Raw genomic sequence first — 19,640 nt, forward strand, 5'->3', positions numbered from 1 at the left:
TACAGGCCAAAAAAAGCACCCCGAAGGGTGCTTTTTTTGTGCTCGATCGTACTTAGCGTTTGATCGAAGCAGGCAGGTGCGGCTGGATGGCAGTCAGAACGGCCTTGAAGCACTTGGTGTTACCGGCAACGATGTGACCCTTCTCGAGGAAGTCGTGGCCACCGGTGAAGTCGCTCACCAGGCCGCCCGCTTCCTGGATCAGCAGGGCGCCTGCAGCCATGTCCCACTCCGACAGGCCCGATTCCCAGAAGGCATCGAAACGACCGGCGGCAACGTAGGCCAGGTCCAGGCTGGCAGCACCGGCGCGGCGGATGCCGGCGGTCTGGCCAACCAGGGCGCGGAACATGCCCAGGTAGTTGTCCAGGTCAGCCATCTGGTTGTCGCGGAACGGGAAGCCGGTACCCAGCAGGGCGCCTTCCAGGCTGGTGCGAGGGCTGACGCGCAGGCGGCGGCCGTTCAGCTGGGCGCCACGGCCACGGCTGGCGGTGAATTCTTCCTGGCGGACAGGGTCCAGCACCACGGCGTGCTCAAGGCGGCCACGGTATTTGCAGGCAATGCTGACAGCAAAGTGCGGAACGCCACGCAGGAAGTTGGTGGTGCCATCCAGTGGGTCGATGATCCACAGGTAGTCTTTGCCTTCTTCACCGCTACCGGCATGCAGGCCGGTCTCTTCGCCGTAGATGGAGTGGTTCGGGTAGGCCTTGCGCAGGGCATCGATGATTTTCTGCTCTGCGGCGCGATCGACTTCGGAGACGTAATCCTTGGCGTCTTTTTCATCAACCTTGATGCTATCCAGGCGCTCGATGGAGCGGAAAATCAATTCACTGGCGCTGCGGGCGGCGCGCAGCGCGATATTCAGCATGGGCTGCATGGACGTTTCACCTGGGTCGTTAAAGAAAGCCGAACATTCTAGCAGAAAACTTTGCGCGAAGAAGGGTGACATTTGCTTTCGTAGCGTAAAGTCGGTCGCTTCTGTAAGATTTGCTCCCCCTTCGCAACGTCTGTGAGCGCTCGCCTTGCTGCAAAATATTCGTGTTGTTCTGGTCAATACCAGCCACCCCGGCAATATCGGCGGCGCTGCGCGTGCCATGAAAAACATGGGCTTGTCGCGCTTGGTGCTGGTCGATCCGCAGCATTTTCCCTCGCCCGAGGCGGATGCCCGTGCGTCGGGTGCCGATGATGTGCTGGGCGGCGCACAAGTGGTCGCCACCCTTGAAGAGGCGCTGGTCGGCTGCAACCTGGTGTTCGGTACCAGTGCCCGCGAGCGCCGCATCCCCTGGCCGCTGGTCGACCCGCGCGAGTGCGCCAGCAAGGTCATCGAGCATGCCGTTCAGGGCGAAGAGATTGCCCTGGTGTTCGGCCGTGAGCACGCCGGCCTGACCAACGAAGAGCTGCAGCGTTGCCATTTCCATGTGCACATCCCCTCGAACCCGGACTTCAGCTCGCTGAACCTCGGCGCCGCAGTGCAGGTGCTGGCCTATGAGGTGCGCATGGCCTGGCTGGCGCAGGAAGGGCAGGCGTCGCCGGTGGAAGTAGTCGACAGCAGCGAGCTGGCGACCATGGATGAAATGGAGCTGTTCTACCAGCACCTGGAAAAGACCCTGGTCGATATCGGCTTTCTCGACCCGCTCAAACCCAGGCACCTGATGCCGCGCCTGCGTCGCCTGTACGGGCGCAGCTCGGTGGATCGTTCGGAAATGAGTATTTTGCGCGGCATTCTCACCGAAACCCAGAAAGCGGCCCGTGGCGAGCCGCATAAGCGCAAGGATCAATAGATGTTCGAGCGTCTGCGTGAAGATATCCAGAGCGTTTTCCACCGCGACCCGGCGGCGCGCAATGCCTTTGAAGTGCTGACCTGCTACCCCGGCATGCACGCGATCTGGCTGCATCGCGCGGCGCACGCGCTGTGGCGACGGGACTGCAAGTGGCTGGCGCGGCTGGTGTCGAACTTCGGCCGCTGGCTGACCGGGATCGAGATTCACCCTGGTGCCAAGGTGGGGCGGCGCTTCTTCATTGACCACGGCATGGGCATCGTCATCGGCGAAACCGCCGAGATCGGCGACGACGTCACTCTGTACCAGGGCGTGACCTTGGGCGGCACCACCTGGAACAAGGGCAAGCGTCACCCGACCCTGGAAGACGGCGTGGTCGTTGGTGCCGGGGCCAAGGTGCTGGGGCCGTTCACCGTCGGCGCCGGAGCCAAGATCGGTTCCAACGCGGTGGTCACCAAGGCGGTACCGGCCGGCGCGACTGCGGTGGGTATCCCCGGGCGGATCATCGTCAAGACCGATGCCGAGGTCGAGGCCCGGCGCAAGGCCATGGCCGAGAAGATCGGCTTCGATGCCTATGGCGTCAGCGAAGACATGCCCGACCCGGTGGCCCGCGCCATTGGTCAGTTGCTTGACCACCTGCAGGCGGTCGACGGGCGCCTGGAAGACATGTGCGGCGCGCTTAAGAATCTTGGCAGCGACTACTGCGCCAAGGAGCTGCCGGCACTGCGTGAAGAGGACTTCGCCGAGATCAAGGATGAGGCCCGCAGCGACGCGTCGACGCATTGACAGAAGGGGCGTGCGCAAGCGCCCCTTAGTTTGCTATCATTCCGCCGCCCTCTTGCGGTAAACCCGACTAAAGCACTAGGTCTTATAGTTGACTTAAATGCTCGGGAATAGCATACTCGCTCCCATCCCGTAACCCCGTGGTACCTACTAGCCATGCGACTGACTACAAAAGGCCGATACGCCGTGACCGCCATGCTCGACCTGGCGTTGCACGCGCAGAATGGGCCGGTGTCTCTGGCCGACATTTCCGAGCGCCAAGGCATTTCCCTCTCTTATCTGGAGCAGCTGTTTGCAAAGCTGCGCCGCAGCAGCCTGGTTTCCAGTGTGCGCGGCCCTGGCGGCGGCTACCAGCTGTCGCGAAGCATGGAGAGCATTCAGGTCGCCCAGGTCATCGACGCGGTCAACGAATCGGTCGATGCCACGCGCTGCCAGGGGCTGGGTGATTGCCACGCCGGCGACACCTGCCTGACCCACCACCTGTGGTGCGACCTCAGCCAGCAGATTCACGAATTCCTCAGCGGCATCAGCCTGGCTGACCTTGTCACTCGCCGTGAGGTACAAGAAGTCGCCCAGCGCCAGGACCTGCGTCGTATCGCAGGCCGGGCACCGCAGCTGGACAAGATTGAGACGTCCGCCGTCGAATGACCGTTTCGACGCGCGGCGCGACCGCCTGATAGGAGATATTCAATGAAGTTGCCGATCTACCTCGATTACTCCGCGACCACCCCGGTCGATCCACGCGTTGCCCAGAAGATGAGCGACTGCCTGCTGGTCGACGGGAACTTCGGTAACCCGGCGTCGCGCTCCCACGTCTTTGGCTGGAAAGCCGAAGAAGCGGTCGAGAACGCCCGTCGCCAGGTCGCCGACCTGGTCAATGCCGACCCGCGTGAAATTGTCTGGACCAGCGGTGCCACCGAGTCCGACAACCTGGCAATCAAGGGCGTCGCGCACTTCTACAGCACCAAGGGCAAGCACCTGATCACCTCCAAGATCGAGCACAAGGCTGTCCTGGACAGCACTCGTCAGCTGGAGCGTGAAGGCTTTGAAGTGACCTACATCGAGCCAGGCGCCGATGGCCTGATCACTCCGGCCATGGTTGAAGCTGCCCTGCGTGAAGACACCATTCTGGTGTCGATCATGCACGTGAACAACGAAATCGGCACCATCAACGACATCGCCGCCATTGGCGAGCTGACCCGCGCCCGCGGCGTCATGTTCCACGTCGATGCCGCGCAGTCCACCGGCAAGGTCGAGATCGACCTGCAAAAGCTCAAGGTCGACCTGATGTCGTTCTCGGCGCACAAGACCTATGGCCCTAAAGGCATTGGCGCGCTGTACGTCAGCCGTAAGCCTCGCGTGCGCCTGGAAGCCACCATGCACGGCGGCGGTCACGAGCGCGGCATGCGTTCGGGCACCCTGGCCACCCACCAGATCGTCGGCATGGGCGAAGCCTTCGCCATCGCCAAAGAGCTGATGGCCAGCGAGAACCTGCGCATCAAGGCCCTGAGCGACCGCTTCTACAAGCAGGTTGAAGGCCTCGAAGAGCTGTACATCAACGGCAGCATGACCGCGCGCATTCCGCACAACCTGAACCTGAGCTTCAACTACGTCGAAGGCGAGTCGCTGATCATGGCGCTCAAGGACCTGGCCGTTTCGTCCGGCTCGGCCTGTACTTCGGCTTCGCTCGAGCCGTCCTACGTGCTGCGCGCCCTGGGCCGCAACGACGAACTGGCACACAGCTCGATCCGCTTTACCTTCGGTCGCTTCACCACCGAAGAAGAAATCGACTACGCCGCGCAGAAGGTTTGCGAGGCCGTAACCAAGCTGCGCGAGTTGTCGCCGCTGTGGGATATGTACAAAGACGGCGTCGACATCTCCAAGATCGAGTGGGCTGCGCACTAAGTAGTCGCCGGCAAGAGCGGCTCTCTGATGAGGAAGGAATTGCACCATGGCATACAGTGAAAAGGTCATCGACCACTACGAAAACCCGCGTAACGTCGGCAAGATGAATGCCGAGGACCCGGATGTCGGCACCGGCATGGTCGGCGCTCCGGCGTGCGGCGACGTCATGCGCCTGCAGATCAAGGTCAACGAGCAGGGCGTTATCGAAGACGCCAAGTTCAAGACCTACGGCTGCGGTTCGGCCATCGCTTCCAGCTCCCTCGCTACCGAGTGGATGAAGGGCAAGACCCTGGACGAAGCGGAAACCATCAAGAACACCCAGCTGGCCGAAGAACTGGCGCTGCCGCCGGTTAAAATCCACTGCTCGGTACTCGCCGAGGACGCCATCAAGGCGGCCGTGCGCGATTACAAGCAGAAGAAAGGTTTGCTCTAAGGTCGCCTGTTGCAGGTAAGGAGTCTCGATGGCTATCAGCATGACAGAAGCCGCCGCCAAACATGTGCGGCGCTCCCTCGACGGACGCGGCAAGGGTGAAGGTATTCGCCTTGGCGTGCGCACCACTGGCTGCTCGGGCCTGGCCTATGTGCTGGAGTTCGTCGATGAAGTAACCTCCGATGACCAGGTCTTCGAAAGCCATGGCGAAAAGGTCATCATCGATCCGAAAAGCCTGACGTACCTCGACGGTACCGAGCTGGATTTCGTCAAGGAAGGGTTGAACGAAGGCTTCAAGTTCAACAACCCCAACGTGCGCGGTGAGTGTGGCTGCGGCGAAAGCTTCAACGTCTGAGGCTGCGCGTGGGTACTCCTTGTCATTTCGCCCTGTTTGACCTGCAACCTGGCTTCCGTCTGGACCTCGACAAGCTGGCTGTTCGCTATCGCGAGCTGGCCCGCGAGGTCCATCCGGATCGCTTCGCCGATGCCTCCGAACGTGAACAGCGCATTGCGCTGGAGCGTTCGGCTGCGCTGAACGAGGCCTACCAGACTCTCAAGAGCGCGCCCCGGCGTGCCCGCTACCTGTTGGCGATCGGCGGCCATGAAGTGCCGCAGGAAGTCACCGTCCATGATCCCGAGTTCCTGCTGCAGCAGATGCAGCTGCGTGAAGAGCTCGAAGACCTCCAGGACAGTGCCGACCTCGATGGCGTGGCCGTCTTCAAGCGTCGCTTGAAAGCCGCCCAGGAAGCACTCAACGAGGACTTCGCCGCCTGCTGGGATGATCCTGCGCAGCGTGAACAGGCCGAGCGCCTGATGCGCCGCATGCAGTTTCTCGACAAGCTCGCCTACGAAGTGCGCCAGCTGGAAGAGCGCCTCGACGATTAACCCGGCGCTGCTTCTGGCGGCGCCCCTGGTATTCAGATAAGCATGGCCCTACTGCAGATCGCCGAACCCGGTCAGAGCCCCCAGCCGCACCAGCGTCGTCTGGCGGTGGGTATTGACCTTGGTACCACCAATTCCCTGGTTGCTGCCCTGCGCAGCGGCCGCAGCGAGCCCCTGCCCGATGCCCAAGGCCGGGTGATCCTGCCGTCCGCAGTGCGCTATCACGCTGACCACATCGATGTCGGCCAGAGCGCCCGCGACGCCGCCTCCAGCGACCCGCTCAACACTGTGCTGTCGGTCAAGCGCCTGATGGGCCGTGGCCTGGCAGACGTCAAGCAATTGGGTGAGCAACTGCCGTACCGCTTTGTCGGTGGCGAGTCGCACATGCCGTTCATCGACACCGTCCAGGGCCCGAAAAGCCCGGTGGAAGTCTCGGCCGACATCCTCAAGGTGCTGCGCCAGCGCGCCGAAGAGACCCTCGGCGGCGAACTGGTTGGCGCGGTAATCACCGTGCCGGCGTATTTCGACGACGCCCAGCGCCAGGCCACCAAGGACGCCGCGCGTCTGGCCGGCCTGAACGTGTTGCGCCTGCTCAACGAGCCGACCGCGGCGGCCGTGGCCTATGGCCTGGACCAGAATGCCGAAGGCCTGGTGGCCATCTATGACCTGGGTGGCGGTACTTTCGATATCTCGATCCTGCGCCTGACCGGCGGTGTCTTTGAAGTGCTGGCCACCGGTGGCGACAGCGCCCTGGGCGGCGACGACTTCGACCATGCCATCGCCAGCTGGATTGTCGAGCAGGCCGGCCTGTCCTCGGACCTCGATCCGGGTGCCCAGCGCCAGCTGCTGCAGACCGCCTGCGCAGCCAAAGAGGCCCTGACCAATGCTGATGTGGTCACGGTCGCCTATGGCAACTGGCAGGCCGAGCTGACCCGCAGTGCCTTCGATGCCCTGATCGAGCCCATGGTCGCCCGCAGCCTCAAGGCCTGCCGCCGCGCCGTGCGTGACAGCGGCGTCGAGCTCGAAGAAGTTGCCGCAGTGGTCATGGTCGGTGGTTCGACCCGCGTGCCGCGTGTGCGCGAGGCCGTCGGCACGTTGTTTGGGCGTACCCCGCTGACCGAAATCGACCCGGACCAGGTAGTCGCTATCGGCGCCGCCATCCAGGCCGATACCCTGGCTGGCAACCGCCGTGATGGTGGCGAATTGCTGCTGCTGGACGTGATTCCGTTGTCCCTGGGTCTGGAAACCATGGGTGGGCTGATGGAGAAGGTGATTCCGCGCAACACCACCATCCCGGTTGCCCGCGCCCAGGAGTTCACCACCTACAAAGATGGCCAGTCGGCCATGATGATTCATGTGCTGCAGGGCGAGCGCGAACTGATCAGTGACTGCCGCTCCCTGGCGCGCTTCGAACTGCGTGGCATCCCGGCGATGGTTGCCGGTGCGGCGAAGATCCGCGTGACCTTCCAGGTCGATGCCGACGGCCTGCTCAGCGTTTCGGCGCGCGAGCTGGGCTCGGGCGTCGAATCGAGCATTCAGGTCAAGCCGTCCTACGGCCTGACCGACGGCGAAATCGCCCGTATGCTCAAGGACTCCTTCGAGCATGCCGGTTTCGACAAGGTGGCGCGCCAGCTGCGCGAGCACCAGGTCGACGCCGAGCGCCTGCTCGAAGCGGTACAGGGCGCCCTGGACGCCGATGGCGAACGCCTGCTGGACGCCGAAGAGCGCCTGGCAATCGAGCAACAGATGCAAGACTTGCGTGATTTGATCAACGGCACCGATGGCGCGGCCATCGAGCAACAGACCAAGCGTCTGTCGCAGGTGACCGATGCCTTTGCCGCCCGTCGCCTTGATTCGACGGTAAAAGCCGCTTTGGCCGGGCGCAACCTGAATGAGATCGAGGAATAACTGATGCCGCAGGTGATTTTTCTGCCCCACGAGAGATTCTGCCCGGATGGCATGGTCGTGGAGGCCGAGACCGGGAAATCCATTCTCGAGGTGGCCCATGACAACCACATTGAGATCGAAAGCGCTTGTGGTGGCGTCTGCGCCTGTACCACGTGCCACTGCGTCATTCGCGAAGGTTTCAATTCGCTCAATGAGGCTGACGAGCTGGAAGAGGACTTCCTGGATCGCGCATGGGGCCTTGAGCCTACGTCGCGCCTGACCTGTCAGGCCGTGGTCGGTACCGAGGATGTAACTGTCGAGATTCCGAAATACTCGCTCAACCACGCTGCCGAAGCGCCGCATTGATCCTGGAGCCGACATGAGCCTGAAATGGGTTGATGTACTTGAAATTGCAATCCAGCTTGCCGAAAGCAAGCCGGAAGTCGATCCTCGTTATGTGAACTTCGTCGATCTGCACCGTTGGGTGCTGGCATTGCCGGAATTCAGTGACGATCCGACCCGTGGCGGCGAGAAGGTTCTCGAAGCCATCCAGGCGGCCTGGATCGAAGAAGCCGACTGAGCGCGCTCGGCAGGTTAGGCAATCCCCCGGAACCCGCGTATAATTCGCGGGTTTAATTTTTCGCTTCACTCAACGTTTCTGGAGTTTCACCATGGCTGTTCAACGTACTTTCTCGATCATCAAGCCTGACGCCGTTGCTAAAAACGTGATCGGCGAGATCACCACCCGTTTCGAAAAAGCCGGCCTGCGCGTCGTTGCCTCGAAACTCAAGCAACTGTCCAAAGCCGAAGCCGAAGGCTTCTACGCTGAGCACAAAGAGCGCGGCTTCTTCGGCGACCTGGTTGCCTTCATGATCTCCGGTCCTGTTGTTGTCCAGGTTCTGGAAGGCGAAAACGCCATCGCTCTGAACCGTGAGCTGATGGGCGCTACCAACCCTAAAGAAGCTGCTGCCGGCACCATCCGTGCTGACTTCGCCGAGTCCATCGACGCCAACGCCGTTCACGGTTCGGACTCCGAAGCCGCCGCTGCTCGCGAAATCTCGTACTTCTTCGCAGCTACCGAGGTAACCACTCGCTAAGCGAAAGCTTACGGGTGAGGGTGAATCCATGACGACATCGACTGGCAAAACTAACCTGTTGGGGCTTACCCAGCCGGAAATGGAAAAATTCTTCGACTCTATCGGGGAGAAGCGTTTCCGTGCCGGTCAGGTAATGAAATGGATTCACCACTTTGGCGTCGATGATTTCGACGCCATGACGAATGTCGGCAAGGCCTTGCGCGAAAAGCTCAAGGCTGTTGCCGAGATTCGCGGTCCGGAAGTGGTCAGCGAGGACATCTCCAGCGACGGCACCCGTAAATGGGTGGTGCGCGTGGCGTCCGGCAGCTGCGTCGAGACCGTGTACATCCCCCAGGGCAAGCGTGGCACCCTGTGTGTCTCGTCCCAGGCCGGTTGCGCCCTGGACTGCAGTTTCTGCTCCACCGGCAAGCAAGGATTCAACAGCAACCTCACCGCCGCCGAAGTGATCGGCCAGGTGTGGATTGCCAACAAGTCGTTCGGCAGCGTGCCGGCCACCATCGACCGTGCCATCACCAACGTGGTGATGATGGGCATGGGTGAGCCACTGCTGAACTTCGACAACGTGGTCGCCGCCATGCACCTGATGATGGACGACCTCGGCTATGGCATTTCCAAGCGCCGGGTGACCCTGTCCACTTCCGGCGTGGTACCGATGATCGAAGAGCTGGCCAAGCACATCGACGTGTCTCTGGCCCTCTCGCTGCACGCGCCGAACGATGCCCTGCGCAACGAGCTGGTACCGCTCAACAAGAAGTACCCGCTCAAGGTCCTGCTCGAAGCCTGCATGAACTACATGTCGCAGCTGGGCGAAAAGCGCGTGCTGACCATTGAGTACACCCTGCTCAAGGACGTCAACGACAAGCTCGAACACGCCGTGGAAATGGCCGAGTTGCTCAAGAACGTGCCGTGCAAGATCAACCTGATTCCGTTCAACCCGTTCCCGCATTCCGGTTACGAGCGGCCGAGCAACAACGCCATCCGTCGTTTCCAGGACCACCTGCATCACGCCGGCTACAACGTTACCGTGCGCACCACCCGTGGTGAAGACATCGACGCGGCGTGCGGCCAGCTGGTCGGCCAGGTGATGGACCGCACCCGCCGCAGCGAGCGCTATATCGCCGTACGTCAGTTGAATGCCGACGGTGACGTGCAAGAAAGCGCTGCGCGCAACTGAAGAGAGGACCTCCATGACCCTGCGCTTCGCGCTGTCGATCCTGGCGCTCGCCCTGCTTGCAGGTTGCGTGTCCGGCGGGAGTTCGGACGCGCTGGGCAGTCGTGAAGGTCGCGAGCAGGCACGCCAAGCCTATGTGCAGTTGGGCCTGGGTTATTTGCAACAAGGTTTGACCGAGCAGGCCAAGGCGCCGCTGAAAAAAGCCCTCGACCTCGATAGCCAGGATGCCGCAGCCCATGCGGCCCTGGCTTTGGTGTTTCAGGCCGAAGACGAGCCGGAACTGGCCGAGGCGCACTTTCGCAAGGCCCTGGCCCGGCGCCCGGACGACACCCGAATTCGCAACAATTACGGCAGTTTCCTTTATGCTCGTGGGCAATACGCCCAGGCGCAGCAGATGTTTGCCCAAGCGGCGGCCGATACCCTGTATCCTGAACGCTCCCGGGTGTTCGAGAACCTTGGCCTGACCGCGCTCAGGCTGGGGCAGCGCGCCGAAGCGCAGGAATACCTGGTAAAAGCTTTGCGACTCAACCAGCAGCAGCCGCGCGCGTTGCTGGAAATGGCTGAGTTGTCTTACGAAGACAGGCATTATGTGCCGGCCCGTGACTACTACGATCGTTTCAGCCAGCTGAGCGACCACAGTGCCCGCAGCCTGCTGCTGGGCAGCCGCCTGGCCAGCGTCTTCGAAGAACGGAACAAGGCCAGCGAACTGGGCCTGCAATTACAACGACTTTATCCCGGTACGCCGGAATATCAGCAATACCTGTCGGAGCAATGATGAAAGCGGCGCATCCCGAAGCAGCAGCAGCGACTCGCGAAAATCCCGGTGAAATCCTGCGTCAGGCCCGCGAGAGCAGGGACTGGTCCCAGGCCGAAGTGGCCCGCAAGCTCAACCTCACCGTGAGTTCCCTGAACAATCTAGAAGCCGGCGCCTTCGACAAGCTGCCGGGGCATACCTTTGCCCGTGGCTACATACGCGCCTATGCCAAGCTGCTGGACATGGACCAGGCTGCCCTGGTGCAGGCTTTCGACCAGTGCACCGGCACTCACGCCCAGGGCAGCGACGTTCACGCCCTTGGCCGCATCGAAGAGCCGGTGCGCCTGTCCCACAACATCCTGCGTATCGTCAGCCTGGTGCTGCTGGTGGTGGTGATCGGTGGTGGCTTCTTCTGGTGGCAGGACCAGACCAGCCTGCGTGGCAAGGACCTGGCCAACATGGCCCTGGAGCACGTCGAAGTCGAAAGCGCCGACGGCACCACCCAGATTCACCCGCTGGACGAGCCTGAAGACCAGGCTGTGAGCGCTGGCCAGCAACCGCAAAGCACTGCCTTGAGCCTTGAGCAGGCCCCGACAGAACCGGCTGGCGTCGCACCTGCCGAACAAGCACCGGCCAGCCCTGCTGCCACGCCTGCTGCGCCTGCCGCCAGCACCGCGACCACGCCGGTGGCGCCGGTTGTACCGGCTCCAGCGCCAGCCCCGGTGGCGCCCGTGGTCAACAGTGCAGTGGTTGCCGCAGCGCCAGCAGCACCTGCTGTCGCCGCTCCAGCCCCGGCCGGTAGCGGCCAGCTGCACATGCAATTCAACGCCGATTGCTGGACCTCGGTCACCGACGGCAACGGCAAGCTGCTGTTCAGCGCCATCAAGCGCAAGGGCGACAGCCTGGACCTGACCGGCAAGCCGCCGTTTTCGGTACGCCTGGGCTTTGCCCGCGGCGTGCAGGTCAGCTACAACGGCCAGCCTGTCGACGTTGCGCCGTTCACCAGTGGCGAGACCGCTCGCCTGAAGTTGGGACAATAAGTCATGCACGGCGAATCTCCGATCAAACGTCGCGAATCCCGGAAAATCTGGGTAGGTAATGTGCCTGTTGGCGGCGATGCTCCCATCGCGGTCCAGAGCATGACCAACACCGACACCAATGACGTGGCCGCGACCGTGGCGCAGATCAACCGCCTGATCGATGCCGGCGTCGACATCGTGCGCGTCTCGGTACCGGACATGGACGCTGCCGAGGCCTTCGGCAAGATCAAGCAGCAGGTCAGCGTACCGCTGGTTGCCGACATCCATTTCGACTATCGCATCGCCTTGCGCGTGGCCGAACTGGGCGTTGACTGCCTGCGCATCAACCCGGGCAACATCGGTCGTGAAGACCGCGTTCGGGCGGTGGTCGATGCCGCCCGCGATCGCGGTATTCCGATCCGTATCGGCGTCAACGCCGGTTCCCTGGAAAAAGACCTGCAGAAAAAGTACGGCGAGCCGACCCCGGCGGCGCTGGTCGAGTCCGCCATGCGTCATGTCGAGCACCTCGACCGCCTGGATTTCCAGGACTTCAAGGTCAGCGTTAAAGCCTCTGACGTGTTCATGGCCGTCGAAGCCTACCGCCTGCTGGCCAAGCAGATCATCCAGCCGCTGCACCTGGGCATCACCGAAGCCGGCGGCCTGCGCTCGGGCACGGTGAAATCCGCGGTGGGCCTCGGTATGCTGCTTGCCGACGGGATTGGCGATACTATTCGCATTTCGCTGGCCGCCGACCCGGTCGAAGAGGTAAAGGTCGGCTACGACATCCTCAAGTCCCTGCACCTGCGTTCGCGTGGCATCAACTTCATCGCCTGCCCGAGCTGCTCGCGGCAGAACTTCGATGTGGTCAAGACCATGAACGAGCTGGAAGGGCGCCTGGAAGACCTGCTGGTACCGCTGGACGTCGCCGTGATCGGTTGCGTGGTCAACGGCCCGGGCGAGGCCAAGGAAGCCCACGTGGGGCTCACCGGTGGCACGCCGAACCTGATCTACATCGACGGCAAGCCTGCGCAGAAGCTGACCAATGACAACCTGGTCGATGAGCTGGAAAAGCTCATCCGCCAGAAAGCGGCTGAAAAAGCCGAGGCCGACGCGGCGCTGATCGCCCGTGGCTGACTGACACAGAATTGTTAAGGGATTTTCCGTGAGCAAATCGCTGCAAGCCATTCGTGGCATGAACGACATCCTGCCCGAGCAGACGCCGCTGTGGCGTTATTTCGAGAACACCGTGGCCGGCCTGCTGGATACCTATGGCTATCGCCAGATCCGCACGCCGATCGTCGAGTTCACCGAGCTGTTCAAGCGCTCGATCGGCGAAGTCACCGACATCGTCGAAAAAGAGATGTACACCTTCGACGATCGTAACGGCGACTCTCTGACCTTGCGCCCGGAAGGCACCGCCGCCTGCGTGCGCGCCGTGCTCGAGCACGGCATCACCGGTAGCGGCCAGGTGCAGAAACTCTGGTACATCGGCCAGATGTTCCGTCACGAACGCCCGCAGAAAGGCCGTTATCGCCAGTTCAACCAGATTGGCGTTGAAGTCTTCAACCTCGACGGCCCGGATATCGACGCCGAGCTGATCATGCTCACCTGGCGCCTCTGGGGCCAGTTGGGCATTCGCGACGCGGTCAAGCTCGAACTCAACAGCCTGGGTACCAGCGAAGCCCGGGCCCGCTACCGTGACGCGCTGGTCGAGTTCCTCTCGGCGCGCCTGGAGCACCTGGACGAAGACAGTCAGCGCCGCCTGAAAAGCAACCCGCTGCGCATCCTCGACAGCAAGGACGCCAATACCCAGGCGGTGCTGGTCGGTGCGCCGAAGCTCGAAGACTACCTGGACGAAGAGTCCCGCGTGCACTTCGAGGGCCTCAAGGCACGCCTGGATGCCGCCGGCATTCCGTTCGTGATCAACACCAAACTGGTGCGCGGCCTGGACTACTACAGCAAGACCGTTTTCGAATGGGTCACTGACAAGCTCGGCTCCCAGGGCACCGTATGTGCCGGTGGTCGCTACGACGGCCTGGTCGAGCAGATGGGCGGCAAGCCGACCCCGGGCGTTGGTTTCGCCATGGGTATCGAGCGCCTGATCCTGCTGCTGGAAACCCTCGAGCAGGTACCCGAGTCGATCAACCGTCAGGTCGACGTTTACCTGTGCGCCTTCGGCGAGCAGGCCGAGCTTGCCGGCCTGGCCCTGAGCGAGCGCCTGCGTGACCGTCTGCCGAACCTGCGCCTGCAGGTCAACGCCGGTGCTGGCAGCTTCAAGAGCCAGTTCAAGAAGGCCGACAAGAGCAACGCGCTGTTCGCCTTGATCCTGGGGGACGACGAGCTGGCGCAACAAGTGGTAGGTTTCAAACCCCTGCGCGGTCAGGGCGAACAACAAAACATTGCCTGGGATGCTCTGGCAGAGCACCTGGAAGCCTCGCTCGCGCAGGCGTGAGGCGAGTCAACAGCCGATTTGGTGAAAAGGAGTATTGGGGTGTCGAGTACCGATGATGAACAACTGGTCGCGATGAAGGACTGGTGGGACCGCAATGGCAAGCCGCTGGTAACCGGTGGCCTGCTGGCGCTGGTCGTGGTGTTCGGCTGGCAAGCCTGGCAGAAATACCAGACCAACCAGTCGCAAGGCGCCTCGAACCTTTACCAGGCCCTGCTGGAGACTACCCTGACGCCAAGCGGCGAGCCCGACGCGGCCAAGGTTGCCGAGCTGTCCGGCAAACTCAAGAACGAATTCGGCGGCTCGGCCTATGCCCAGTACGCCAGCCTGTTCGTCGCCAAGGTAGCCGTCGAGAGCGGCAAGCTCGATGACGCCGCGGCCGAGCTCAAGCTGGTGATGGACAAGCCGGCCGACGCGACCCTGGGTGAGATCGCCCGTCAGCGCCTGGCCCGTGTGCTGGCCGCGCAGAAAAAGGTCGACGAAGCGCTGAAGCTGCTCGAAGGCGATGCCGACAAGGCGTTCCTGGCCAGCCGCGAAGAGCTCAAGGGCGACCTGCTGGTGCAACTGGGCCGCGCTGGCGACGCCCATGCCGCTTACGAAAAAGCCAAGGCTGCGCTGTCTGACGACGCCGCGATCGGTGGCCTGCAACTCAAGCTCGACGACCTGGCCAAAGGGGATGCGTGACGTGATCGGTTGGAAACATGCAGCAGTGCTGACCCTGGCCCTTCTGGCCGTGGGTTGCAGCAGCAACAGCAAAAAGGAATTGCCACCGGCCGAACTCACCAAGTTCACCGAAGAAGTGGTCCTGAAGAAGCAGTGGAGCCGTTCGATCGGTGACGGTCAGGGCGAAACCTTCAACATGCTGGTGCCGGCGATCGAAAACGACCGCATCTACGCCGCCGATGTTACCGGCGTGGTGATGGCGCTGGATCGCAGCAACGGCGACGTGGCCTGGAAGAAGGACCTCGAACTGCCAGTGTCCGGTGCCGTTGGCGTCGGTTACGGCATGGTCATGCTCGGCACCCTCAAGGGCGAAGTGATTGCCCTGGATGCCAGCACCGGTGAGGAGCGCTGGCGCTCGCGCGTTACCAGTGAAGTGCTGGCGCCACCAGCGACCAACGGTGACGTGGTGGTAGTACAGACCCAGGACGACCGCGTCATTGGCCTGGACGCCAGCACCGGCGACCGTCGCTGGATCTACGAAAGCACTCCGGCGGTACTGACCCTGCGCGGTACTGGCGCTCCAATCGTGACCAACCGTCTGGCCGTTGCTGGCCTTTCGACCGGTAAAGTGGTTGCCCTCGACACCCAGAACGGTGCACCGGTCTGGGAGCAGCGTGTGGCCATCCCGCAAGGTCGCTCGGAGCTCGACCGGGTTGTGGATATCGACGGCGGCCTGCTGCTGTCCGGCGGTACCCTGTACGTTTCCAGCTACCAGGGCCGCGTTGCCGGCCTGGACCTGGAGAGCGGCCGGTTGCTGTGGCAGCGTGATGCTTCCAGCTACACCGGTGTGGCCCAGGGCTTCGGTAACGTCTACGTGAGCCTGGCTTCGGGCACTGTGGAAGGCATCGACGAGCGCTCGTCCAGCGCCCTGTGGAGCAACGATTCGCTGGCACGCCGCCAGCTGTCGGCGCCGGAAGTGTTCTCCAGCTACGTAGCGGTGGGTGACCTGGAAGGCTACCTGCACCTGCTCAGCCAGGTCGATGGTCGTTTCGTCGGTCGTGAGCGTATCGACAGCGATGGCCTGCGCGCCCGTCCGCTGGTGGTGGGTGACACCATCTATGTGTACGGCAACAGCGGCAAGCTCGAGGCGCTGACCATCCGCTGAGGCTATGCTTGAGGCCATGCCGGCCTCGGGCTGCGGCACTTCGGGTGCCGCTCGAACTCCGGCCGCTGCAGTGCAGCGGCCTTTGTATTTTTCGAATTTATGAAGTGGAGAGCCGAATGGTTCCCGTAATCGCCCTGGTGGGCCGACCGAACGTCGGTAAATCCACCATGTTCAACCGCCTGACCAGGACCCGCGACGCTATCGTCGGCGACCTGTCCGGGCTGACCCGAGACCGCCAGTACGGTGAAGCGCGCTGGCAAGGCCGTTCGTACATCCTGGTCGACACCGGTGGTATTTCCGGTGACGAAGAAGGCATGGACGAGAAAATGGCCGAGCAGTCGCTGCTGGCCATTGAAGAAGCCGATGTGGTCTTGTTCCTGGTCGATGCCCGCGCCGGTCTGACCGCCGCCGACCAGATGATTTCCGAGCACCTGCGCAAGCGCAACAAACGCTCGTTCCTGGTTGCCAACAAGATCGACAACATCGACCCGCTGGCCGCCATCGCCGAATTTTCGCCACTGGGCATGGGTAACGCCATTGGTGTTGCCGGCGCCCAGGGCCGTGGCGTCAACAACCTGCTGGAAGCGGTGCTGAGCGACTTCCCGCGGGACAAGGACGAGGAAGAGATCGACACCGACGTCGCTGAAGGCGAGGAAGCGGTGCGTATCCCTGGCCCGAGCGAAAAAGACGGGATCAAGATCGCCATCATCGGCCGGCCTAACGTCGGCAAGTCGACCCTGGTCAACCGCATGCTCGGTGAAGAACGGGTCATCGTCTATGACCAGCCCGGCACCACCCGCGACAGTATCTACATTCCCTTCGAGCGTAACGAAGAGAAATACACCCTGATCGACACCGCCGGGGTGCGCAAGCGCGGCAAGATCCACGAAGAAGTCGAGAAGTTCTCCGTGGTCAAGACCCTGCAGGCGATCAAGGACGCCAACGTGGTGATCTTCGTCATGGACGCCCGCGAAGGCGTGGTCGACCATGACCTGAACCTGCTGGGCTTTGCCCTGGAAGCCGGACGCGCCATCGTTATCGCCCTGAACAAGTGGGACGGCATGCAGCCGAGCGAGCGCGACTACGTGAAGACCGAGCTGGAACGCCGGCTGTTCTTCGTCGACTTCGCCGACATCCACTTCATCTCGGCGCTGCACGGCACTGGCGTGGGTAACCTGTACCAGTCGGTGCAGAACTCGTTCAAGTCGGCGGTGACCCGCTGGCCGACCAGCCGCCTGACCCAGATCCTCGAAGATGCGGTCAGCGAGCACCAGCCGCCGATGGTCAACAGCCGCCGGATCAAGCTGCGCTATGCCCACCTCGGTGGCGCCAACCCGCCGATCATCGTGATCCACGGCAACCAGGTCGAGAAGGTACCCAAGTCCTACTCGCGCTACCTGGAAAACACCTACCGCCGCGTGCTCAAGCTGGTCGGTACGCCGATCCGCATCGAGTACAAGGGCAGTGACAACCCGTACGAAGGCAACAAGAACACGCTGACCGACCGCCAGGTCAACAAGAAGCGTCGCTTGATGTCGCACCACAAGAAAGCCGAGAAGAAGCGTAAAGACAAGCGCTAGAAGCATCGCGGGGCAAGCCCGCTCCTACGGGAGCGGGTTTGACCGGCGATTGGCCTGCGACCGTAACAACCTTTTTCCTGACTGATCAATCCGCTATGCTCGGTCCCAGACCGCGCCGCCTCGAGCCGGATAGTGCTGCAGGAAAGAGGGCTCCATGATCAGTAGCAAGTTGCCGAACGTCGGCACTACCATCTTTACCACCATGTCCCAGCTCGCCGCGCAAACCGGCGCCTTGAACCTGTCCCAGGGTTTCCCCGATTTCAACGGCCCGCAAGCATTGCTCGATGCGGTCGGCCGGCATGTCAGTGCCGGGCACAACCAGTACAGCCCCATGACCGGCTTGCCGGCCTTGCGCCAGCAGGTGGCGAACAAGATCGCCCGCAGCTATGGCGTCAGCGTCGATGCCGAGCATGAAGTGACCATCACCCCGGGTGCCACCGAAGCGATCTTCTGCGCCATCCATGCAGTGATCCGCGCAGGCGACGAGGTCATCGTCTTCGATCCCAGTTACGACAGCTATGAGCCCTCGGTAGAGCTGGCCGGCGGGCGTTGCGTGCATGTGCAACTGAGCGATGGCGAGTTTGCCATCGACTGGCAGAAGCTCACCGACGCCCTCAGCCCGCGTACGCGGATGATCATCCTCAACTCGCCGCACAATCCTAGCGGCGCCTTGATCAGCCGAGATGATCTGGACAAGCTGGCGCTGTTGATCGCCGACCGCGATATCTACCTGATCAGCGACGAAGTCTACGAGCACCTGGTTTTCGACGGTGTACAGCACGCCAGCGTATTGGCCCACGAGGCGCTGTATCAGCGTGCATTCGTGGTCAGCTCGTTCGGCAAGACCTACCACGTCACTGGCTGGAAAACCGGTTATGTGGTGGCGCCAGCGGCGCTCAGCGCCGAGCTGCGCAAGGTCCACCAGTACGTCAACTTTTGTGGCGTGACCCCGTTGCAATGGGCGCTGGCCGATTTCATGGCAGCGCACCCCGAGCATGTCGAAGAGCTGCCGGCCTTTTACCAGGCCAAGCGCGACCTGTTCTGCGAATTGCTCACGCCTTCGCGATTTCAGTTCAAGCCCACCCCGGGTACGTACTTCCAGTTGGTGGATTATTCGCACATTCGCCCGGATTTGAACGACGTCGAGATGTCGCTGTGGCTGACCCGCGAGCATGGCGTGGCGACCATTCCGGTGTCGGTGTTCTACCAGCAACCCATCCCCGCGCAGCGCCTGGTGCGCCTGTGCTTTGCCAAACGCGAGGAGACGCTGCGTCAGGCAGCGGAAAAACTATGCGCGATCTGAGTAGCCTGCCCAACCTGAACATTGCGTTGGTGCAGACCAGCCTGGCCTGGCACGACCGCCTGGCCAACTACGAGCATTTCGAAGGCCTGCTGGAACAGGCTCGTGGCGCCGACCTGATCATCCTCCCGGAGATGTTCACCACTGGTTTTTCCATGGACTCCGAAAGCCTCGCCGAGCCCGAGAACGGCCCGACCTACAAGTGGCTCAAGAGCCAGGCCAAGAAGCTTGATGCAGTGGTTACCGGCAGCGTGATCATCCAGGCTGCCGACGGCAGCCACCGCAACCGCTTGCTGTGGGCGCGGCCCGATGGCGAGATCCTGTACTACGACAAGCGCCACCTGTTTCGCATGGCCGGCGAGCACAAGCACTACACCCCGGGCGAACGCCAGGTGCAGTTCGAGCTCAAGGGCTGGCGGGTACGGCCGCTGATCTGCTACGACCTGCGCTTCCCGGTGTGGAGCCGCGATGCCCAGGACACTGACCTGCTGCTGTACACCGCCAACTGGCCGGCCGCCCGCCGCCAGCACTGGAACCGCTTGTTGCCGGCACGGGGCATCGAGAACCTGTGTTATGTCGCCGCGGTGAACCGCGTGGGCACCGACGGCAAGGGCTTTGCCTATACCGGCGACAGCCAGGTGCTGGATTTTCAGGGCGAGAGCCTGCTCAGTGCAGGCGAGGCGGACGGGGTGTTTACCGTGGTGCTCAGTGCGGCAGACCTGGCGGCCTATCGCACGCGGTTCCCGGCCAACTTGGATGCCGATACCTTCGAGTTGCATTGAC

At 62.4% G+C, this 19,640-nt stretch carries 22 protein-coding genes; 21 read left to right on the forward strand and 1 reads right to left on the reverse strand.

Annotated elements, in window-relative coordinates:
• Positions 1 to 52 precede the first annotated feature (52 nt).
• Positions 53 to 871 carry an inositol-phosphate phosphatase gene (gene suhB / locus LOY22_RS04440; protein ID WP_010223469.1) on the reverse strand — a complete coding sequence of 273 codons (819 nt, stop codon included), beginning with the start codon at positions 869 to 871 and terminating at the stop codon, positions 53 to 55.
• A 145-nt stretch (positions 872 to 1,016) separates the two neighbouring features.
• Between suhB and trmJ the strand changes: the two genes are divergently transcribed.
• The 21 genes from trmJ to LOY22_RS04545 all read left to right on the forward strand — a co-directional run bounded on the left by trmJ (position 1,017) and on the right by LOY22_RS04545 (position 19,639).
• A complete protein-coding gene (gene trmJ, locus LOY22_RS04445; RefSeq protein ID WP_093388088.1) occupies positions 1,017 to 1,775 on the forward strand; it encodes a tRNA (cytosine(32)/uridine(32)-2'-O)-methyltransferase TrmJ in 759 nt (252 codons plus the stop codon).
• A complete protein-coding gene (cysE, locus tag LOY22_RS04450) occupies positions 1,776 to 2,558 on the forward strand; it encodes a serine O-acetyltransferase (protein ID WP_045196194.1) in 783 nt (260 codons plus the stop codon).
• 153 nt (positions 2,559 to 2,711) lie between these two features.
• Positions 2,712 to 3,203 carry a Fe-S cluster assembly transcriptional regulator IscR gene (gene iscR / locus LOY22_RS04455; protein ID WP_036993915.1) on the forward strand — a complete coding sequence of 164 codons (492 nt, stop codon included), beginning with the start codon at positions 2,712 to 2,714 and terminating at the stop codon, positions 3,201 to 3,203.
• A 42-nt stretch (positions 3,204 to 3,245) separates the two neighbouring features.
• Complete coding sequence (locus LOY22_RS04460) at positions 3,246 to 4,460, forward strand: IscS subfamily cysteine desulfurase (protein WP_045196198.1); 1,215 nt, start codon at positions 3,246 to 3,248, stop codon at positions 4,458 to 4,460.
• A 46-nt stretch (positions 4,461 to 4,506) separates the two neighbouring features.
• Positions 4,507 to 4,893, forward strand: coding sequence for a Fe-S cluster assembly scaffold IscU (iscU, locus tag LOY22_RS04465; RefSeq protein ID WP_002552476.1), 387 nt, complete (start codon positions 4,507 to 4,509; stop codon positions 4,891 to 4,893).
• 28 nt (positions 4,894 to 4,921) lie between these two features.
• On the forward strand, positions 4,922 to 5,245 hold the full coding sequence (gene iscA / locus LOY22_RS04470; RefSeq protein ID WP_045196204.1) for an iron-sulfur cluster assembly protein IscA: 324 nt from the start codon (positions 4,922 to 4,924) through the stop codon (positions 5,243 to 5,245).
• A gap of 8 nt (positions 5,246 to 5,253) precedes the next feature.
• Entirely contained in the window at positions 5,254 to 5,775 is a 522-nt protein-coding gene (hscB, locus tag LOY22_RS04475) for a co-chaperone HscB (protein WP_045196206.1), read from the forward strand.
• A 42-nt stretch (positions 5,776 to 5,817) separates the two neighbouring features.
• Positions 5,818 to 7,680, forward strand: a complete 1,863-nt coding sequence (hscA, locus tag LOY22_RS04480) for a Fe-S protein assembly chaperone HscA (protein WP_195885705.1) — start codon at positions 5,818 to 5,820, stop codon at positions 7,678 to 7,680.
• Between the two features lie 3 nt (positions 7,681 to 7,683).
• The gene (gene fdx, locus LOY22_RS04485; RefSeq protein ID WP_045196210.1) at positions 7,684 to 8,025 is read left to right on the forward strand and encodes an ISC system 2Fe-2S type ferredoxin; all 342 of its coding nucleotides are present in this window, start codon (positions 7,684 to 7,686) and stop codon (positions 8,023 to 8,025) included.
• A 13-nt stretch (positions 8,026 to 8,038) separates the two neighbouring features.
• The gene (iscX, locus tag LOY22_RS04490; protein WP_045196212.1) at positions 8,039 to 8,239 is read left to right on the forward strand and encodes a Fe-S cluster assembly protein IscX; all 201 of its coding nucleotides are present in this window, start codon (positions 8,039 to 8,041) and stop codon (positions 8,237 to 8,239) included.
• 91 nt (positions 8,240 to 8,330) lie between these two features.
• Complete coding sequence (ndk, locus tag LOY22_RS04495) at positions 8,331 to 8,756, forward strand: nucleoside-diphosphate kinase (RefSeq protein WP_007964426.1); 426 nt, start codon at positions 8,331 to 8,333, stop codon at positions 8,754 to 8,756.
• A gap of 28 nt (positions 8,757 to 8,784) precedes the next feature.
• A complete protein-coding gene (gene rlmN, locus LOY22_RS04500; RefSeq protein WP_045196215.1) occupies positions 8,785 to 9,930 on the forward strand; it encodes a 23S rRNA (adenine(2503)-C(2))-methyltransferase RlmN in 1,146 nt (381 codons plus the stop codon).
• A 13-nt stretch (positions 9,931 to 9,943) separates the two neighbouring features.
• Entirely contained in the window at positions 9,944 to 10,702 is a 759-nt protein-coding gene (gene pilW, locus LOY22_RS04505) for a type IV pilus biogenesis/stability protein PilW (protein ID WP_045196217.1), read from the forward strand.
• Positions 10,702 to 11,721: a RodZ family helix-turn-helix domain-containing protein gene (locus tag LOY22_RS04510; RefSeq protein WP_258596521.1), complete on the forward strand. Its 1,020-nt coding sequence runs from the start codon at positions 10,702 to 10,704 to the stop codon at positions 11,719 to 11,721. The genes pilW and LOY22_RS04510 overlap by 1 nt, the downstream gene beginning before the upstream one ends.
• Positions 11,722 to 11,724: 3 nt before the next feature.
• Positions 11,725 to 12,834 carry a flavodoxin-dependent (E)-4-hydroxy-3-methylbut-2-enyl-diphosphate synthase gene (ispG, locus tag LOY22_RS04515; RefSeq protein ID WP_038997015.1) on the forward strand — a complete coding sequence of 370 codons (1,110 nt, stop codon included), beginning with the start codon at positions 11,725 to 11,727 and terminating at the stop codon, positions 12,832 to 12,834.
• 28 nt (positions 12,835 to 12,862) lie between these two features.
• Entirely contained in the window at positions 12,863 to 14,152 is a 1,290-nt protein-coding gene (gene hisS / locus LOY22_RS04520) for a histidine--tRNA ligase (RefSeq protein ID WP_258596523.1), read from the forward strand.
• A 72-nt stretch (positions 14,153 to 14,224) separates the two neighbouring features.
• Complete coding sequence (locus tag LOY22_RS04525; RefSeq protein ID WP_176470444.1) at positions 14,225 to 14,833, forward strand: tetratricopeptide repeat protein; 609 nt, start codon at positions 14,225 to 14,227, stop codon at positions 14,831 to 14,833.
• On the forward strand, positions 14,826 to 15,977 hold the full coding sequence (gene bamB / locus LOY22_RS04530; RefSeq protein ID WP_045196225.1) for an outer membrane protein assembly factor BamB: 1,152 nt from the start codon (positions 14,826 to 14,828) through the stop codon (positions 15,975 to 15,977). The genes LOY22_RS04525 and bamB overlap by 8 nt, the downstream gene beginning before the upstream one ends.
• Before the next feature lie 116 nt (positions 15,978 to 16,093).
• A complete protein-coding gene (gene der / locus LOY22_RS04535; protein WP_045196227.1) occupies positions 16,094 to 17,557 on the forward strand; it encodes a ribosome biogenesis GTPase Der in 1,464 nt (487 codons plus the stop codon).
• Between the two features lie 154 nt (positions 17,558 to 17,711).
• On the forward strand, positions 17,712 to 18,860 hold the full coding sequence (locus LOY22_RS04540; protein ID WP_258596526.1) for a pyridoxal phosphate-dependent aminotransferase: 1,149 nt from the start codon (positions 17,712 to 17,714) through the stop codon (positions 18,858 to 18,860).
• Positions 18,848 to 19,639, forward strand: coding sequence for an amidohydrolase (locus LOY22_RS04545; RefSeq protein WP_213602364.1), 792 nt, complete (start codon positions 18,848 to 18,850; stop codon positions 19,637 to 19,639). Before LOY22_RS04540 ends, LOY22_RS04545 begins: the two co-directional genes overlap by 13 nt.
• Position 19,640 lies beyond the last annotated feature (1 nt).

This window comes from Pseudomonas sp. B21-035 (assembly GCF_024748945.1).
In the GTDB taxonomy this organism is placed as follows: Bacteria; Pseudomonadota; Gammaproteobacteria; order Pseudomonadales; family Pseudomonadaceae; genus Aquipseudomonas.

Coding starts and splice junctions, on each gene's coding strand:
- iscU (WP_002552476.1), top strand. CDS start 4,507: ATGGCATACAGTGAAAAGGTCATCGACCACTACGAAAACCCGCGTAAC.
- rlmN (WP_045196215.1), top strand. CDS start 8,785: ATGACGACATCGACTGGCAAAACTAACCTGTTGGGGCTTACCCAGCCG.
- suhB (WP_010223469.1), bottom strand. CDS start 871: ATGCAGCCCATGCTGAATATCGCGCTGCGCGCCGCCCGCAGCGCCAGT.
- bamB (WP_045196225.1), top strand. CDS start 14,826: ATGCGTGACGTGATCGGTTGGAAACATGCAGCAGTGCTGACCCTGGCC.
- iscX (WP_045196212.1), top strand. CDS start 8,039: ATGAGCCTGAAATGGGTTGATGTACTTGAAATTGCAATCCAGCTTGCC.
- LOY22_RS04540 (WP_258596526.1), top strand. CDS start 17,712: ATGATCAGTAGCAAGTTGCCGAACGTCGGCACTACCATCTTTACCACC.
- iscA (WP_045196204.1), top strand. CDS start 4,922: ATGGCTATCAGCATGACAGAAGCCGCCGCCAAACATGTGCGGCGCTCC.
- cysE (WP_045196194.1), top strand. CDS start 1,776: ATGTTCGAGCGTCTGCGTGAAGATATCCAGAGCGTTTTCCACCGCGAC.
- LOY22_RS04525 (WP_176470444.1), top strand. CDS start 14,225: ATGAAGGACTGGTGGGACCGCAATGGCAAGCCGCTGGTAACCGGTGGC.
- LOY22_RS04460 (WP_045196198.1), top strand. CDS start 3,246: ATGAAGTTGCCGATCTACCTCGATTACTCCGCGACCACCCCGGTCGAT.
- ndk (WP_007964426.1), top strand. CDS start 8,331: ATGGCTGTTCAACGTACTTTCTCGATCATCAAGCCTGACGCCGTTGCT.
- LOY22_RS04510 (WP_258596521.1), top strand. CDS start 10,702: ATGAAAGCGGCGCATCCCGAAGCAGCAGCAGCGACTCGCGAAAATCCC.
- hscA (WP_195885705.1), top strand. CDS start 5,818: ATGGCCCTACTGCAGATCGCCGAACCCGGTCAGAGCCCCCAGCCGCAC.
- pilW (WP_045196217.1), top strand. CDS start 9,944: ATGACCCTGCGCTTCGCGCTGTCGATCCTGGCGCTCGCCCTGCTTGCA.
- ispG (WP_038997015.1), top strand. CDS start 11,725: ATGCACGGCGAATCTCCGATCAAACGTCGCGAATCCCGGAAAATCTGG.
- iscR (WP_036993915.1), top strand. CDS start 2,712: ATGCGACTGACTACAAAAGGCCGATACGCCGTGACCGCCATGCTCGAC.
- fdx (WP_045196210.1), top strand. CDS start 7,684: ATGCCGCAGGTGATTTTTCTGCCCCACGAGAGATTCTGCCCGGATGGC.
- der (WP_045196227.1), top strand. CDS start 16,094: ATGGTTCCCGTAATCGCCCTGGTGGGCCGACCGAACGTCGGTAAATCC.
- LOY22_RS04545 (WP_213602364.1), top strand. CDS start 18,848: ATGCGCGATCTGAGTAGCCTGCCCAACCTGAACATTGCGTTGGTGCAG.